This window comes from Deltaproteobacteria bacterium (genome assembly GCA_016930875.1).
Classification (GTDB): Bacteria; Desulfobacterota; Desulfobacteria; order Desulfobacterales.
This window is the reverse complement of sequence record JAFGFW010000047.1, coordinates 133,809-148,591: the sequence shown is the minus strand read 5'-3', so window position 1 is coordinate 148,591 and position 14,783 is coordinate 133,809. Positions and strand designations below refer to the sequence as shown.

The 14,783-nt window shown below is 49.3% G+C and carries 16 protein-coding genes and 1 tRNA gene; 5 read left to right on the top strand and 12 right to left on the bottom strand.

Features of this window, described 5'->3' with window-relative positions; translation table 11 throughout:
* Positions 1–370 precede the first annotated feature (370 nt).
* Together cas2 and cas1 are read right to left on the bottom strand one after the other, a co-directional pair.
* Complete coding sequence (gene cas2, locus JW883_05205; GenBank protein MBN1841665.1) at positions 371–667, bottom strand: CRISPR-associated endonuclease Cas2; 297 nt, start codon at positions 665–667, stop codon at positions 371–373.
* Between the two features lies 1 nt (position 668).
* Entirely contained in the window at positions 669–1,682 is a 1,014-nt protein-coding gene (gene cas1 / locus JW883_05200) for a CRISPR-associated endonuclease Cas1 (protein ID MBN1841664.1), read from the bottom strand.
* Positions 1,683–2,440: 758 nt separating this feature from the next.
* On the opposite strand from cas1, the gene JW883_05195 reads away from it, so the two are divergent.
* Both JW883_05195 and JW883_05190 read left to right on the top strand, forming a co-directional pair.
* Positions 2,441–2,722, top strand: a complete 282-nt coding sequence (locus tag JW883_05195; protein ID MBN1841663.1) for a type II toxin-antitoxin system RelE/ParE family toxin — start codon at positions 2,441–2,443, stop codon at positions 2,720–2,722.
* Between the two features lie 11 nt (positions 2,723–2,733).
* Positions 2,734–3,072 carry a HigA family addiction module antidote protein gene (locus JW883_05190; GenBank protein ID MBN1841662.1) on the top strand — a complete coding sequence of 113 codons (339 nt, stop codon included), beginning with the start codon at positions 2,734–2,736 and terminating at the stop codon, positions 3,070–3,072.
* Between the two features lie 47 nt (positions 3,073–3,119).
* On the opposite strand, the gene JW883_05185 is transcribed toward JW883_05190, so the two are convergent.
* The 10 genes from JW883_05185 to JW883_05140 form a co-directional block, all read right to left on the bottom strand.
* A tRNA-Glu gene (locus JW883_05185) sits at positions 3,120–3,195 on the bottom strand.
* A gap of 39 nt (positions 3,196–3,234) precedes the next feature.
* Positions 3,235–4,551 carry a phosphoglycerate kinase gene (locus tag JW883_05180; protein ID MBN1841661.1) on the bottom strand — a complete coding sequence of 439 codons (1,317 nt, stop codon included), beginning with the start codon at positions 4,549–4,551 and terminating at the stop codon, positions 3,235–3,237.
* Complete coding sequence (locus JW883_05175; protein MBN1841660.1) at positions 4,532–5,233, bottom strand: cyclic nucleotide-binding domain-containing protein; 702 nt, start codon at positions 5,231–5,233, stop codon at positions 4,532–4,534. The genes JW883_05180 and JW883_05175 overlap by 20 nt, the downstream gene beginning before the upstream one ends.
* 15 nt (positions 5,234–5,248) lie before the next feature.
* On the bottom strand, positions 5,249–5,443 hold the full coding sequence (locus JW883_05170) for a PLDc_N domain-containing protein (GenBank protein ID MBN1841659.1): 195 nt from the start codon (positions 5,441–5,443) through the stop codon (positions 5,249–5,251).
* A 20-nt stretch (positions 5,444–5,463) separates the two neighbouring features.
* Positions 5,464–6,360: a lytic murein transglycosylase gene (locus tag JW883_05165; GenBank protein ID MBN1841658.1), complete on the bottom strand. Its 897-nt coding sequence runs from the start codon at positions 6,358–6,360 to the stop codon at positions 5,464–5,466.
* A gap of 64 nt (positions 6,361–6,424) precedes the next feature.
* On the bottom strand, positions 6,425–7,783 hold the full coding sequence (locus tag JW883_05160; GenBank protein MBN1841657.1) for an ATP-binding protein: 1,359 nt from the start codon (positions 7,781–7,783) through the stop codon (positions 6,425–6,427).
* Positions 7,784–7,987: 204 nt separating this feature from the next.
* Positions 7,988–10,276, bottom strand: a complete 2,289-nt coding sequence (locus tag JW883_05155) for an AsmA family protein (protein MBN1841656.1) — start codon at positions 10,274–10,276, stop codon at positions 7,988–7,990.
* Positions 10,277–10,321: 45 nt separating this feature from the next.
* Positions 10,322–10,645 carry a hypothetical protein gene (locus JW883_05150; protein MBN1841655.1) on the bottom strand — a complete coding sequence of 108 codons (324 nt, stop codon included), beginning with the start codon at positions 10,643–10,645 and terminating at the stop codon, positions 10,322–10,324.
* A gap of 26 nt (positions 10,646–10,671) precedes the next feature.
* The gene (locus JW883_05145; protein ID MBN1841654.1) at positions 10,672–10,866 is read right to left on the bottom strand and encodes a hypothetical protein; all 195 of its coding nucleotides are present in this window, start codon (positions 10,864–10,866) and stop codon (positions 10,672–10,674) included.
* Positions 10,867–10,901: 35 nt separating this feature from the next.
* Positions 10,902–11,168, bottom strand: a complete 267-nt coding sequence (locus tag JW883_05140; GenBank protein MBN1841653.1) for a hypothetical protein — start codon at positions 11,166–11,168, stop codon at positions 10,902–10,904.
* A gap of 447 nt (positions 11,169–11,615) precedes the next feature.
* Between JW883_05140 and JW883_05135 the strand changes: the two genes are divergently transcribed.
* The 3 genes from JW883_05135 to folD all read left to right on the top strand — a co-directional run bounded on the left by JW883_05135 (position 11,616) and on the right by folD (position 14,707).
* Positions 11,616–11,822: a hypothetical protein gene (locus JW883_05135; protein MBN1841652.1), complete on the top strand. Its 207-nt coding sequence runs from the start codon at positions 11,616–11,618 to the stop codon at positions 11,820–11,822.
* 135 nt (positions 11,823–11,957) lie between these two features.
* Positions 11,958–13,721, top strand: a complete 1,764-nt coding sequence (locus tag JW883_05130; protein MBN1841651.1) for a formate--tetrahydrofolate ligase — start codon at positions 11,958–11,960, stop codon at positions 13,719–13,721.
* Positions 13,722–13,813: 92 nt separating this feature from the next.
* Positions 13,814–14,707 carry a bifunctional methylenetetrahydrofolate dehydrogenase/methenyltetrahydrofolate cyclohydrolase FolD gene (gene folD / locus JW883_05125; GenBank protein ID MBN1841650.1) on the top strand — a complete coding sequence of 298 codons (894 nt, stop codon included), beginning with the start codon at positions 13,814–13,816 and terminating at the stop codon, positions 14,705–14,707.
* Positions 14,708–14,783 lie beyond the last annotated feature (76 nt).

The following is a 14,783-nucleotide window of genomic DNA, read 5'->3' as shown; positions in this document are numbered from 1 at the left end:
TGAGTAATGACACGACATGTCTCCGCGTATACCAAAATTGAAAAGCTGTGTCCAGCAAAATTTAAGAGTTCACCGAATATTTACCTTGTCTGACATGAAAGAGGATAAATTGAAGTGCCTTAGTTCGTCGGACTTCGCCTTTTCTGTAACTTCTTTAATGATTTCAGGATACTGTATCGTCATATTCGTATATTTGTTCCTTATGCAAACGGCTTCAAACGACCCGCATGTTATTACGAAGTCGTGTGGGACCAGCGGCTAAATATGTGACTTTTGGTTGCCAGAACAGCAATTTTGGCAACCGTTCTGCACATCTTTTTTTTGCATACCACCCAACCGTGACAGATCCGGTCACAGCTATAAAGTTTTTTCAAAAAAACTGTGCCAGCACCTCATCGTTTACCAATTTTCTGTCAAACCCCTGCCCCAGGACCTTCACCTGCCTGAAATCCTCCTGGCAGAAGGGAAAAAGATAAACGCTGTCTGTGCCTTCGTCGATCAGACCAAGGCACGCCTCGGCCAACTCGTCAAAGCGATTCCTTTCGAGCCTTCCGAGAAACACACTCTTTTGAACCCGCACCAGGCCATATTGCTTGCATGTCTTGGCCACCTTGTTCCGGCGTGGGTCTTCGCTAATGTCATAGACTATCCAGACAAGTACAGACATCCTAAAACTCTTTGATCTCCAGCCAGTCAGCCCTTTTCTCTCCGGCATCGGCAAGCAGGATGTTGGCCAGACGGTGGCCTTCGTGTTGGATGATAAAGCGGCGCTTCACATTCTTTCTACGGTAACGGACAGCCTCGTCCAGATGCTTGTTCATGGCTTCCACAACCAGGGGTTTGCCGGCCTGGTTCAAGGACACAGATTCCTCTTTGGCATCGAAGTAGTCGTCTTTCATCTTTTTGCCTGTAAAAAGATAGATGGCTGTTTGTTCGCCGTAGATCCGAAAAGGCTCTATCAGGTCGAACACCAGGGACTTTTTGTTGTAGTTGTCTGTGTGCAAGAACCCCACGTAAGGATCGAGGCCCGACAGGATGCAGGCCTTTTCAACAAGAGAATAGAGGATACCATAACAGTAGTTCAGGCAGGCGTTGAACGGGTCTTTTGCGGGCCTCCGGGAACGGCCTTTGAACTGATATTTTTCAGGAAGCAAACCTGACAGACATTGGAAGTAGCTCCTGCCCGCAGTCCCCTCAAGGCCCATCAGGCTACTTCGAGCTGTCTCCAGGTCAGAGCCAGAAGAAGAAACGTCAGACTTGGCTTTCTCAATGGTCTGGATAGGCAAGAGGAAGTTCTCTTCCTTGCCAGGCCGGGCGTGCATCAATTTTTTCAAAAAGCGGACCTGGTTGTCGAGCTTTTGACCCACCATGTCAACGACAAGCTGAAGACCCAAAGGACTCTCCATGGCCTCTAACTGTCTTCTGCGAACAAGGGCTGTGCTTCCCATCTTGGAGAACCAGATCCGTCCCATGGGATCGCCGTAGCTGTCGAGAAAGATGACATCAATATTGTGCTCAAGGGCCAGCACCACGGCCTGACTGGAGATCATTGCCTGGTTGGAAATGACTATGCTTTCAACCTTTAGCGGAGAAATATCAAAGACTCTTTCCTTTTGTTTCAGTCGAAAACATTCATCTTTTTGGGTAATAAAGGTGCCTGGGGTATTGATGACAAGTTGCATGAGGCTTGCCTCCGTCATGAACACAAGCCCCCGTTTCTCTGCATGAGAACCCGGGTTTTTACATTCGCTTCATAAGATCATCTTGTGGTTGATGTTGACAGGTTATACTCATATCGGCGAAAAGTATCAAAAAATACTTTTTGTGTCAATGGGTTAACTGATTTCGGAACTCGGAGACGAGACAGGGGCGAGGGTGGGGCATAAATTAATAAATAACTCTGCATAGTGGTTGATGATCTGGGATGCATGATTTGGCTAAACGGCTTGAAATGACTCGACCCGGAGCGGGGTATGCAGTAAAAAGAGCGGGAGAATCGGAAAGGAGAATAATCACCGGTTTAGAAAATAACTTAGTTATTTATGCCTGCCCCCCCGTTTCGAACGGCTTACGCCTCTATCATTCTTTTTGTGACATGCGATGGTGACAGATACGGTCACACTTGCGAGACCAACGAAAAACCCCCTGACTCCATTACGGAAAATCAAGGGGTTAGGTATTACCTGGTAGTCCCAACGGGTACACACTGACCCAATAAAATCAATATGTTACCAAGTTCAGGGCCCGGAAAGGGCCCAGGTTTTTACACATGGAAAGATTGTTTTTTTCAGGGACAGGATCTGTAAGGTGAAACAGGAAACAAGATTTATGGCTGATACCTGATATCCTACATGATCCATCAGATGTAAAACTGGTCTTTTTGGCTTGGGTGGAATAATAACGCTTGACGTTATTAACGGCATGCGTTATGTAAAATATGATGATAAAAAGCTTTCGTTGCAAAGAAACAGCGACGGTTTTTAGTCGGAAAACTTCTCGGAAGTTTTCTGCTGAAATACAGAGGATTGCACTGCGAAAGCTTCTGTTATTGGATGCGGCAGAGGCCATTAAAGATTTGCGTATCCCTCCCGGCAATAGGCTGGAAAAGCTGTCGGACCGGAGGAAAAATCAGCACAGCATACCTATAAATGAACAATGGCGAATCTGTTTCGAATGGAAGCAGGGGGATGCCTACAATGTTGAAATCATTGACTACCATTAGGAGAACGCAAGATGACTGGACATAAGTTGGACCCAATACACCCTGGAGAGATTCTTCTGGAGGAGTTCCTGAACCCTATGGGTATCAGCCAATATCGCCTGGCAAAGGACATTAGTGTACCCTCGCGAAGAATTAACGAAATTGTTCACGGAAAGAGGAGAATCAGCGCCGACACGGCACTTCGCCTTTCACGATTTTTCGGTACAACGGAGAAGTTTTGGGTCAATCTTCAGGCTCGCTACGATTTGGAACTCGAAAAGGATCGGCTCGGATCCCGATTGGACAGTGAGGTTCGGCAATATAGGCGGCATAACAACGGGCGGTTCACAAGGCCCATCGAGACGCACTAAAAAACCCCTTGACTCCATTACGTAAAATCAAGGGGTTAGGTATTACCTGGTAGTCCCAACGGGGATCGAACCCGTGTCTTCGGCGTGAGAGGCCGATATCCTAGACCGCTAGACGATGGGACCCTGAAATCAAGCTAAAGCTATAGGATAGAGCCTACCTTGTCAATTCCTTTTCAAGTCTCTTCTTGTTTTCAGTAAGGCCTGAATCGGCTTCATGCCCATGGAATCGCTTTGTTCGATCGCCTTGAGCACCGAGCCACCGCCTGTGAAGAAATAGTATTGGGCGTCGTCCAAGACCGCAAGGTAAAGCCCCGGGCACAGGCTCTTAAACTCCTGGAGGGTGTCTCCACCTCCGTAGAATTTCAGGGCTTCGCGGTTCTTGTCGATGGTTCGGTCAAGGGCCTCTGAGCCTTCAGTAAAATAGGGTGTGTAGCCCATGACCGCATTGACAAAGGTAGTCCGGGCCGAACCGATCACGTCTGCCACCTTTTTGTCGGAAAAAGACCTTGAATCAATGTCAAGGACATAACCATAAGATTTACCTCGTACAAGGTCCTTGACTGCAATTTTTCTGAATTTGCCACGAACCTTTCTGCCGATTTGGTCCGCTTCAACAATATGGGGAAGTTCAACGATTTTTTTCTTCTTCTTGTCCATTGAGACAAGCTTGTTGGCAGCCTCTATGTCTTCGTCTGAGACCCCGGCGATGCGAACCTGATATTTTGCGCAAAGATATGTGTTGTAGATAACGCCGCCAAGGATCAGATGATCCACTTTATTGTAAAGCTCATTCAAAGGGCCTATTTTGGTGTCGTATTTGGCTCCGGCCACCACTGCAACAAAGGGACGCTCGGGATGAAGGACTTGCTCCAGGTGCCCTATTTCTTCCTGCATGAGAAAACCCGCATATGAGGGGAGGTATCTAGTTATGTCGTAAGCGGAAACATGGGGCTGCCATGAGCCAAAGGCGTCGTTCACAAAAACATCTGCAAGACCGGCCAGTTGACGTGAAAATGACTCTCTTACTTGCCCGGTTGCCTCTTCTCCTTCAAACCACCTCGTATTGGGCAGATAGATGCCGCCGATCTTGTGCTGCTTAAGCTCTTTGATGGCCAGATTAATGGAGGTGTCAATGCCGAGAATGCCACGTTTGTTTTCAGGCCGAAACGTAGGCACATGTATCTTGGTGTGAAGCTTTCGTTCGATATAGGCAGCAATCGGCTGAGTGGACGTAGAGGCATCACATGTAATGTGCCCTGTCTTTTTGTCACGGGGCCGTCCCACGTGGGTCATCAGTATAATCCGACCGCCCCTTTCGACAATGTTATAAAGGGTTCCGATCGTACGATCAATCCGGTAGGGGTCTCGGATGATGCCGTCTTTGACTACATTGTGATCCACCCGAACCAGGACTACCTTGTCAGCCAGATCCGCATCCTGAATGACGGGCAGCCTGTTTTCATTTCGAGTTTTCTTCATCTGTCCCCTGCTCCTGGATGTATTGCTTCAGTACTCGGTAGTCCTTCATGTCTATGTCACGGAACTTGATTCCCATGCCCTGAGGTCGGTGGGGGCCTTCTGCCTTTGTTCTTGACCAGACCACTTCACATTTAAGCTTCAACGCTTCTTTGATACCAGGCAGATCGAGTTTGAGGGAAAACCTGTGGCCGGGATTGAGTGGGTTGTTTGTCCTTATGAAAAGTCCCCAGGTGCTCATGTTTCCCAAGTGACCCTTGATAAGCGTGTCACCAAACTTGAACATAACGGGAAGCACCTTTGAAACTCGTGCCTCCTTTCGGACCGTGAACTCTGAGGCCCTTTCGGTCATCTTCTTAACCCTGTGTGCGATGGCAACAAGTATGATCCTGAAATCCTCCGAGAGTTTGTTGAATTCCTGGTCCAGGAATTCCCGATCAATGATCCCGACTTTGGTCTCCCCCACGGCCTGGGCTGTGGCTATTCGTCCCATGCCGCCAATAAAGCCGACCTCGCCAAATATGTCTCCCTGCTCCAGCACCTCAATAACATATTTGTTGTTGTTAACCGTTTTGGAGATTTCTACTCCGCCTGACTGGACCACATAAATCCAGTCTCCCGAACTACCTTCCTTAAAGATAGTTTCACCGTGATGATAGTCCTCTACGCTCGCAATGTTATACATGAGAATACCTCTGCACTATGACCTGGTTCCCTGACTACGTCCGAAGATGAGGTAAACAAGACCTCCCAAGCATGGCACAAAGACCACAAAAACTCCCCAAAGGGCTTTTTTTCTCAAAGTGCCAAAATCCCTGTGTGCCAGGTCCACGATGGCCCAGAACGTAGGGACCATGGGAAGCAACAACATCAGGAGGATTAAACCATGACTCATGTCCTAGACTGCCTCGGTCCTCATTTCCGCCGATTCCCGGAAAGACGTTCGGCCACCTCCAGTATTGTGTCAGCGTAATACTTACTGTGGTTATAACTAAGCAAAACGCGAAACGCCTCGTCGCGGCTCTGTTGCGGTTTCCACCCATGTCCCTTCAGATAGTTGGCCACGCTTTCAATGGCATCTCTGTGCTGACTCAAATTGATCTGCCCGTCTTTGTTGCCGTCAATACCGAACTTGAGGACGCTTGAAGGAACAAACTGAGCAAAGCCCAAGGCCCCGGCATAGGATCCGCGCAAAGATAAGGGATCTAAATTCTGGGCCTTAACATATTTCAGATAAGCCTTAAGTTCACGGTATGCCCAGGCCGATTTTCGACGAGCCCATTTGTCAAACTCGTCCTTTGTGCCCCGGCCCCTGTCTTTGACGTAATCGTACCAGAGCATGTCCCTGTTGGCAGTATCATCAACGACCGCCAGGTTCGACAGGGTCTTAAAGACCAGTCGTTTGCTTTTGTATGTCCCCAGCCTTGATTCCACGAGCAAGATGGCAGTAACGATCTCTCCCTCAACACCATAGAGTTCCCGGGCCCGCTGAAAGGCCCTTCCGTGTTTTCTGAGGTAATTGGATGCATCGCCAATGGAAGATCGGGTCAAGAACTGACCGTAGTTCAAAGTGGATTCGCGGTGCAAAAAATAAGCTGTGATACTCTTTTCGTCAAACGTGGCTTCCGGTCTTAAATACAGGGCACGTATCGTGGACTTGTCAAATCCGTCCCGAACAAGACGCTCTTGAAGCGTGGCAAAGGGTGACGGTTCGCAATAGGCGCATACGGTCCAACCCAGCGCAGACAGAAGGCTCAGAATCGAAATTGTCGTCAGTCGAAACAATGTGTTTCCGCAACTCAGACAGTACACGAATTCTCCCTTTTGTTGTCCGCCGAAGGCGGACATTGTATAAAATCGCAAAGCAATTTTATGATTAGACCGGGATAACAAAGTAAAATTCGTTTCCCGTGTCTTCTGCCTTATGACCTACGATGCCTCCATGCACTTCAATCACATTCTTTACAAAGTGGAGCCCGTGACCGGTTCCTCCCACCGACTCTCTTTGTGCAAATCGAAAGCCCTCTTCAAAGATAAGGGCTGCGTCTTCCTTCTTGATGAGCCGTCCCGAGGAGAAGATATGGAAGTGTACACCATGGTGTCCTTGTCCAAAGAAATCCTCCATGAGCGAAGTCCTGCAATCGATTTTCTTAACACTTTTTCCCGACGTGTCCGCGACCGATTCAGCATACTTCGCTGCATTTGAAAAAAGGTTGGCCACCACTTGGGCAATTAGCCCTTTATCAACCCTGACTTCAATATCATCAAATCTCTTATCATCCTTAGCACTATGGTCGACGACAATACCCTGTTGGATAAAACGATCCGAATACTCCTCCAGTTGCGGCAGCACAATGTCTTTCCAGAGGTAACAAGGGGTTTTCTTCAGGATGTATTCACCAAACAAGAAGTGGTCCGGTCGGAACAAGGTCTCTAAAAAAAGACTGGCGTGTTTGTAATGTCTCTCGATCTTCTCCTGATCATCAAATATGCTCCTATTGATCACGACCATCTCTTCGACTATCTCGCTGATCTTGGCATACAAGTCAGGCGCTACGGGCTTCACCTCGTCAAGGATGCTGTCAAAACCAGTTTCAATCTCCTTGTTTATGTTCAAGTATTTTCTGATCTTCCTGAAATAGTGCTTGTATTCAAGGTTGGGCACAATAACGTTGTGCTCTATGTCTGCCACCAGGTTGTTAATGAACTTAAGATGCTGGATGTTCTGTTCAGCGAGGAATTTGTTATAAAGATTGTAACCTATGCGATTGACGTACTTTCGTATAAAAAAAATCTCAGCGTCTGTGATGTGATCCGCCCTTGTCACCTCAAATATCCCAATGACGTTTCTCAAGCCATGGAAAAGAATGCTGCTGGCTGGGGTCTTCTTGCCATGGATCGGCACGATGTGTGCGTGGCCGTGTTGATATGAAGCATCTGAAATCCTAATATATTGGGGCACATTGTCTTTTTTGTATTCGAGGCCTGGGTGACTGTTTGCAACCCATTGTATAGCTTCTGTCTTAGGATCAATCGTATACAGATTGCTTTGGAGTCCCAAGAAGACGCGAGGCACGGTAACGCTCACTATGTACAGGTTTTCAAGGCCGTCGTACTCCTGGGCCAGATCGAAAAAGGTATTAAATGCAGCCAGTTCAAGTTTTTCAAAGCCATAGGTGGCATAATTTTCCTTTTTTTCCTCGACCCGTTTCAGGATAGCGGCAAATTTGTCCATAAATTATCCACCGCACTTTAATGGCTCTGATGGCGTTCAAGTCGCCCAACGGATAACCGAATCGGACCAGGGAGCCTGCACCTGCTCTCTCCGCCTGGCTCCGTCTGACAAGAGGGCTGGCCCCGTAGCGACAGTGCTGCCCCCTCTGTATATGCTTATGTACACTACGTTGTTTAGCCTACATTGTCAAATAAAATCTGTTTCTTACCGCGTTACGCCCTCCTTCTTGTCCGGTTCCTTGCCCGAGTCCTTGCCGCCTTTCTTCGCAGCTTCGATGGCGGCAAGGCATGGGTTCTTATCACCCAGCTTGCCGTCGGCCAGGACCGCTGCAATGCCGAACGGCCCGAATAACGCCACACCGCCTATCGCCTTGCCGATCGTGATGACCGACCCTGTCGGGTCGATGCCCACGGAAGGATTGGCCAGAGTGCCGCTGAGCTTGAGCGTTTCCGTCAACTTGCCAAGGCTCAGGCCCAGCTTGGCAATGCCCTTGAGGCCAACGCCTTTTTTCGGAGAAGACTTAAGCGACAAGTCCAGTTCCTCGGTTTTCAGATCGATCTTGCCGTGGCCGGCCACGGTTACGCTGCCGGTGTCCAACACCAGTACGGTGCTTTGTGCCAGTCCGTCCCTGATGTCCAATCCTGTGACAAAGCAATTGAGTTTACTGTATTTTTCGTCCTTTTTGAACGGATTGAGAAACTCAAGCAGGCTTGAAGTCAAATCACCGCCGAGGAAACCGATGAGTTTATAAGTCATTCTACCGTCTTGTACAATTATCACGGTTTTCCCTTTGAGTCCGGCCATAAGCGCTGCTACCGAGTTTCCCCGGCCCTCAAGATCGATGTCAACATCCACCTTGCCCTCGGGAAGATCGTCGACCCCCAAATCCTTGAACATGCGACCGAGGTCCAGCTGGTCGATCTTAAAAGTCATTGCCACGGCTGGAATCTTGCCCTGGGGATGAACAGAAAAACGGCCGTCAAAGTTTCCGCCACCCATAAGGAATTTAAGAGGTTCCATCGTGAGATGTCCGTCCTCCAGGACCATGTGACCGTTGACGTCATTGATGGTCAGAAGCGGGAAAACGAGCTGCTCTGCCCTGATCCTGATATCAGCATTGGCTTGGTTCAGTCCTTCGAGACGCAAGGGATCATCAGAAAAGATCTTGTCGTGCTTTGCCGCTCGTACTGCTGGCTGCGCTGTCGAATTGTCCTCACCTGCCTCTTCATCTTCTCCACGTTCTTTCAACAACAGAGGCCGCAGGTCCAGTCTCTGAGACAAGAGCGCGGCCGTAATTCGCGGCAGTTTCCCTGTCAGGTTGATCTCCATTGAACCACTGAGATCGCCTTTTTCGAGGACAAGTTTCAGGTCAGAAATCTTGTAGTCTTCTACCGACGACGCGACGGCATGACCGCAAAAGTCAAAAGGCCCCTTAAAAGGCAGCGTCTGGCCTGTGATCTTTTCGAGATTTACCAGATCCTTGCCCTTGATCGCAAAGCCAAGTTCCATCCCTCGTAAAGCCAGGAGGTCCTTGACTACACCTTTAAGATCAACCCTGGCCAGCTCCTCGGTACCGACCCGAAGGTCGAGATTTCTCGCTGTCAATTTTCCGTCAGGGTCGGCAAGCCTGCCCGATACCTTGAAAGGCCCTAGTTCGGGCACGCCGGTCACGTCAAAAAGCTGGAAAAAATCAGGAACAGACTTACCCTCGACGGTGACAGCGAGGTAAAGGCCCTTACCGTTCAAGATGTCCCTGATCGCGCCGTCAGCGGTGAGATTGGCACCTGCGGCGTTGGCTGTCACATTCACGGACCATGCTTGGTTGAGGTCGGTCAATGCCACCAGCGGACCAAAGATTCCTCTAATCTGGACAGGCTTGCTGTTGTAAGTCCCCTCAAGTTTCAGTTTGATTGGCTTATCAGTGCTTGCGGCCGCAGCGAGTCTGTCCAATGCCATGAGATGGGTCTTGCCCGATTGTCCGTCTTTGTACGTGAGTCGACCATTTTCGATGCGCACGTCGCTGAAAATCAACTCCGGGATTGTTGCTTCCCCATCGGCCGTCGCCTCTTCCTTGGATTTCTCAAATTCCATCTCCTTAGGGGCTTCGAACACGAAGTTTGATTTGCCCGAACTGTTGGTCTCAATCAGGATGTCGGGCTCGATCAGGATGAGCCGTTTGACTTCTATGGTCCCGCTGATAAGCGGAAGGACGTGTACCTGCACCTCCAAGCGTCTGATCTTGGCAAGCTCGGTCCGCGAGCCCCAAGGTGCGTTCTGGAAGCTCACGTCCTCCACCACAAGGGCTGGGGTCAAGCCAATATCAAGCTCAATGTCGCCGCCCAGGGTGAGTTCGCGGCCCGTGGCATCCTTGACCGCTTGAACAATCCTGGGTTTGAGATCATTGAAGTCGTAGCTCGACACAATCGCGTAAATTGTTACGATTAACGCGAGCATGAGGGCGACAGCAATACCCAATATCCATTTCAAGCGCATTTAAAGATTACTCCGATAGGCAAAGAACAATCAACAAAAGACCGCTCACTTGATAGTCTTAATGGCCCTCAAGACATCAACATATAACTGTGCTTCTTCTGGTTTGATTACTGTTTTGCGTTTCCTTGCATTCCAAGGAATCCACGTTCCAGACTGAAGAATTACCCCAATATACTTCCCACCTTTATCGTAAAAGCCGAAGTTGCCCGCCTCGGTTCTTTTCAATGTGCCCACAGAATCACCACTCAGATTGCACATTTCCCACATATCCTGATCTTTCAGCCTGAGAACTATTTCCTCTGAAAAAACCGGTAATGAACACAAGCAGAAAAAAACAATGACTGTTATTAGTAAAACTGCCTTTTTCATGGCAACCTCCTGTCTTCAGGGCTCGCTCAAAAACAAGCGTTGTTGTTTACATAATCACCGGTAAGAACTATCAGATCCGGGTTGAGGGCATTGGCCATTGAGACGACGCCGGCTATATCCTCAGCGGAAATGCTTTGCGGAAGGACACAACGGATGAAGATATTCTGAAGGACGACTACCAGGAAAAACAAAGATAGAGCGAGAGCAAAGAAGAGGGACATGGAGAACATGCCGAATGGTTTTCCGGAAACAACGGCTACCTACCGAACCTTATACTCAAACGGCTGACAGCCTTGCCAAGTGCCCTTCTCAATTCGTTACCCTTTCCTTCTTGAGAGAAGCATTCCTTAAGGAAATCCTCCTTGAGATCCGCGGCGCCTGTCCTTCCATCTTTAAGCAAGGTCACGCGATAGGAATCCTTCTTCTTGCTCTGGTTTACAGCCACCACCTGGACCCGTTTATCGAGCTTCTGAACCTCTTTTCGCAGGGTCTCCTCAACAAGTTTGACAGTCAATCTCGGCATCACCCAAGTCCTTCCAGCCCTTTGTTTTTTGGGGCATTGTACCCGACAAGGAAGAGGCTTGTCAAGAGACGTAAGAAAGTTTGCCAGGGTAATGCTCGATTTAGGTTTTACTACACGGTTTTGGCGCCGTCCGGCATGTTGAACCGCTGCCATAGCGGGATGTTTTGAACCGCTGCCGAGGCAAAATCCCCCGCCAGACACATCCCGCACACAAATTGCGCCAGATCTTCGATTTTGACATTACCTATAATATCAAGATGTTATAACATGCTACACTAGATGGATTTTTCTCAGCCCCGGTTGGCACAGAATTAGTATAGTGTGTATTAACACCAATCAATAATGATTGAAGATTTTGTGCCACCCAAGGGCTATAAATTTTATAAAGCCGCTTCAGACATTTTAATGGGTACCCCCAAAATGTTGTAGTTTGCCAGTAAAAAAGCGATGGTCAAAACTATAATCCCTAAGCCTGAAGTCGGAAACGGCCATTCCCTCGCCGTCGGCCTGCTTTCAAACCAGCATGGCCTAAAAGCGGGTGTCAAGGCTGAGGTGCGCAGCACCTCAGCCGAAGGGCTTGGCCTTGATATCCGATTTGGCCATCCTATTGTATTTAAACCCATCACAGACTCCTGGTACAGGCTTGCTGGCTAATCCGTCCGGTATGTTACGATTCAGAGTCTCTAAGGAATGGATACCACGAATATATTGCCATCAACCCTTCAAATAGGTTATGCTTTTCCGCCATAGGTGGAGAGAATTCTCAAGACATAGAAAAGGAGGATGGCCATGGCTTTTGATCCAACCAAATTCCAAGACTGGCAAATTTCTGAAGCGGCAGAAGAAAACATGCCTACGCCAGATGACTGGCGCGAGGGACTCGGACTCGAAAAGGATGAGGTTATCCCTTACGCCAGACTCTGCAAGCTCGATTTCATGAAGATTATTGAAAGGCTTAAAGACAAACCGGACGGCAAGTATATCGAGGTGACCGCCATTACTCCCACCCCCCTCGGCGAGGGTAAGAGCACAACCTCTGTGGGACTTATGGAAGGGATGGGAAAACGCGGATTGAATGTGGGCGGCTGTCTCCGCCAGCCCTCGGGTGGCCCAACAATGAACATCAAAGGAACAGCAGCCGGCGGGGGTAATGCTTTGCTCATTCCCATGACAAGATTCTCGATGGGACTGACCGGAGATATCAATGATATCATGAATGCCCACAACCTGGCCATGGTTGCGCTCACAGCCAGAATGCAGCACGAGCGCAACTACAATGACGAGCAACTGCAAAGGCTTACTGGTATGCGGCGTTTGGATATCGATCCTACGAGGGTGGAGATGGGTTGGATAATCGATTTTTGTGCCCAAAGCCTTCGCAATATTATCATAGGTATCGGTGGCCGTTTCGATGGGTTTACCATGCAGTCCAAGTTTGGAATTGCAGTAAGTTCCGAACTTATGGCTATCCTCTCAATTGTGAGGGATCTGGCAGATCTGCGTGAAAGATTGGACAAGATCACCGTGGCCTTTGACAAGGGGGGCAATGCGATAACCACAGGCGACCTGGAGGTAGGCGGCGCTATGACCGCGTGGATGCGAAATACGATCAACCCCACCCTCATGTGCACTGTTGAATACCAGCCGTGTATGGTCCATGCTGGTCCTTTTGCCAACATAGCAGTCGGTCAATCTTCCGTTATTGCCGACCGGATCGGGCTGAAGATGTTTGATTACCATGTCACAGAAAGCGGTTTTGGCGCTGACATCGGGTTTGAAAAATTCTGGAACGTCAAGTGCCGGTACAGCGGGCTCAAGCCCCACGTGTCTGTGCTTACAACCACGATTCGGGCTTTGAAGATGCACGGAGGCGGCCCCAAGGTGGTTGCAGGGCTGCCGCTGGCTGAAGAGTACACTAGGGAAAACCTTGACCTGCTCGAAAAAGGCATTCCCAACATGTTGCATCACGTTAATATTATCAAGACGGCAGGTATTAAGCCGGTCGTTTGCGTCAACTGTTTTGCCACTGACACCAAAGACGAGGTCGCCATGGTGAAAAAGGCGGCCGAGACCGCTGGCGCTCGGTGCGCCGTATCCACCCACTGGGCCGATGGCGGTGAGGGCGCCCTGGAGCTGGCTGATGCAGTGAAGGATGCCTGCGAGGACGAGAATGACTTCAATTTCCTCTATCCCGTTGAGATGAAGCTGCGCGAGCGGGTTGAAAAAATCGCCACAGTGGTGTACAGGGCAGACAGTGTGGCCTGGAGCCCCGAAGCAGAGGCCAAGGCCAAGATGCTTGAAGCAGACTCTAAGTTTGACGACTACACTACCATGATGGTGAAGACCCACCTTAGCCTCAGCCACGACCCTGCCGTAAAGGGACTGCCCACAGGTTGGGCACTGCCCATCCGTGATGTGCTGATCTACTCCGGGGCCAAGTTTCTGTGTCCATGCGCCGGGACTATCAGTCTGATGCCTGGAACCAGCTCAAATCCGGCCTTTCGACGCGTAGATGTCGATGTGAAGACCGGAAAAGTGAAAGGGATATTCTAAATTAGTCATTGGTCATTGATAAAGCGGACCATGACAGATCAATAATGATAGATGATAAATGGTTGATGATAAATGTCAAAAGGGGGTTCATCATGGCAGCCAAGCTAATTAAAGGAACAGAGATCTCCAAGCAGATTCGTGAAGAAATCGCAAAGGAAGTGCAGGAACTGAAAGAGAAGCAGGGCATAACCCCCGGGCTCGCCACCATCTTAGTCGGTGAGGACCCGGGCTCAAAGGTTTATGTGGGGCAAAAGGAAAAAGCCTGTAACAAGCTTGGCATTTATTCTGAGAGGACAGATCTCCCTGCTGATACCTCAGAAGCCGATTTGCTGGAACTCGTGAAAAAATTGAACGATAATCCAAAGATCCATGGTATTCTGGTACAACTTCCCCTGCCGAAACATATTGATGCCGAGCGCGTGATCTATGCCATCGATCCTGACAAGGATGTGGATTGCTTCAATCCGGTCAATGTGGGCAAACTGATGATCGGCACTGGCCACTTTCTACCCTGCACGCCCCACGGGATCATGGAGCTTCTGAGGCGTTCAGATATTACCACGGAGGGCAAACACGTGGTGGTAGTTGGAAGAAGCAATATCGTAGGTAAACCAATAGCCAACATGATGATGCAGCCACCTTCCGGAGGAAACGCCACTGTGACCCTTTGTCACACAGGGACAAAAGATCTGGCAGCCTTCACGAAAATGGCAGACATCCTGATCGTGGCTGTGGGAAAGCCCAAGACAATTACTGCTGATATGGTCAAAGAAGGGGTTGTCGTGATCGATGTTGGTGTGAATCGTATCGGCAAGACCTCTGAGGGAAAGGCGATCCTGGCAGGCGATGTGGACTTTGATTCCGTCCAGGAAAAGGCCGCAGCCATCACCCCCGTACCAGGTGGTGTCGGCCCTATGACGATTACGATGCTTATGAAAAACACGGTGGAGGCGGCGAGGACTTTGGGGGTAGGCAGTAAACCCTAATGTTGCATAAACAACATGGCAACAGAGGACAAAAACCAACAATAACATATGGTTGAGCATTCATGATGCATTGTTC

Excerpts from the sequence above, each read along its gene's own strand:
- JW883_05195 (MBN1841663.1), top strand. The coding sequence starts at position 2,441 with ATGATAAAAAGCTTTCGTTGCAAAGAAACAGCGACGGTTTTTAGTCGG.
- folD (MBN1841650.1), top strand. The coding sequence starts at position 13,814 with ATGGCAGCCAAGCTAATTAAAGGAACAGAGATCTCCAAGCAGATTCGT.
- JW883_05150 (MBN1841655.1), bottom strand. The coding sequence starts at position 10,645 with ATGAAAAAGGCAGTTTTACTAATAACAGTCATTGTTTTTTTCTGCTTG.
- JW883_05175 (MBN1841660.1), bottom strand. The coding sequence starts at position 5,233 with ATGTATAACATTGCGAGCGTAGAGGACTATCATCACGGTGAAACTATC.
- cas1 (MBN1841664.1), bottom strand. The coding sequence starts at position 1,682 with ATGCAACTTGTCATCAATACCCCAGGCACCTTTATTACCCAAAAAGAT.
- JW883_05190 (MBN1841662.1), top strand. The coding sequence starts at position 2,734 with ATGACTGGACATAAGTTGGACCCAATACACCCTGGAGAGATTCTTCTG.
- JW883_05160 (MBN1841657.1), bottom strand. The coding sequence starts at position 7,783 with ATGGACAAATTTGCCGCTATCCTGAAACGGGTCGAGGAAAAAAAGGAA.
- JW883_05140 (MBN1841653.1), bottom strand. The coding sequence starts at position 11,168 with ATGCCGAGATTGACTGTCAAACTTGTTGAGGAGACCCTGCGAAAAGAG.
- JW883_05145 (MBN1841654.1), bottom strand. The coding sequence starts at position 10,866 with ATGTCCCTCTTCTTTGCTCTCGCTCTATCTTTGTTTTTCCTGGTAGTC.
- JW883_05135 (MBN1841652.1), top strand. The coding sequence starts at position 11,616 with ATGGTCAAAACTATAATCCCTAAGCCTGAAGTCGGAAACGGCCATTCC.
- JW883_05130 (MBN1841651.1), top strand. The coding sequence starts at position 11,958 with ATGGCTTTTGATCCAACCAAATTCCAAGACTGGCAAATTTCTGAAGCG.
- JW883_05170 (MBN1841659.1), bottom strand. The coding sequence starts at position 5,443 with ATGAGTCATGGTTTAATCCTCCTGATGTTGTTGCTTCCCATGGTCCCT.
- cas2 (MBN1841665.1), bottom strand. The coding sequence starts at position 667 with ATGTCTGTACTTGTCTGGATAGTCTATGACATTAGCGAAGACCCACGC.
- JW883_05180 (MBN1841661.1), bottom strand. The coding sequence starts at position 4,551 with ATGAAGAAAACTCGAAATGAAAACAGGCTGCCCGTCATTCAGGATGCG.
- JW883_05155 (MBN1841656.1), bottom strand. The coding sequence starts at position 10,276 with ATGCGCTTGAAATGGATATTGGGTATTGCTGTCGCCCTCATGCTCGCG.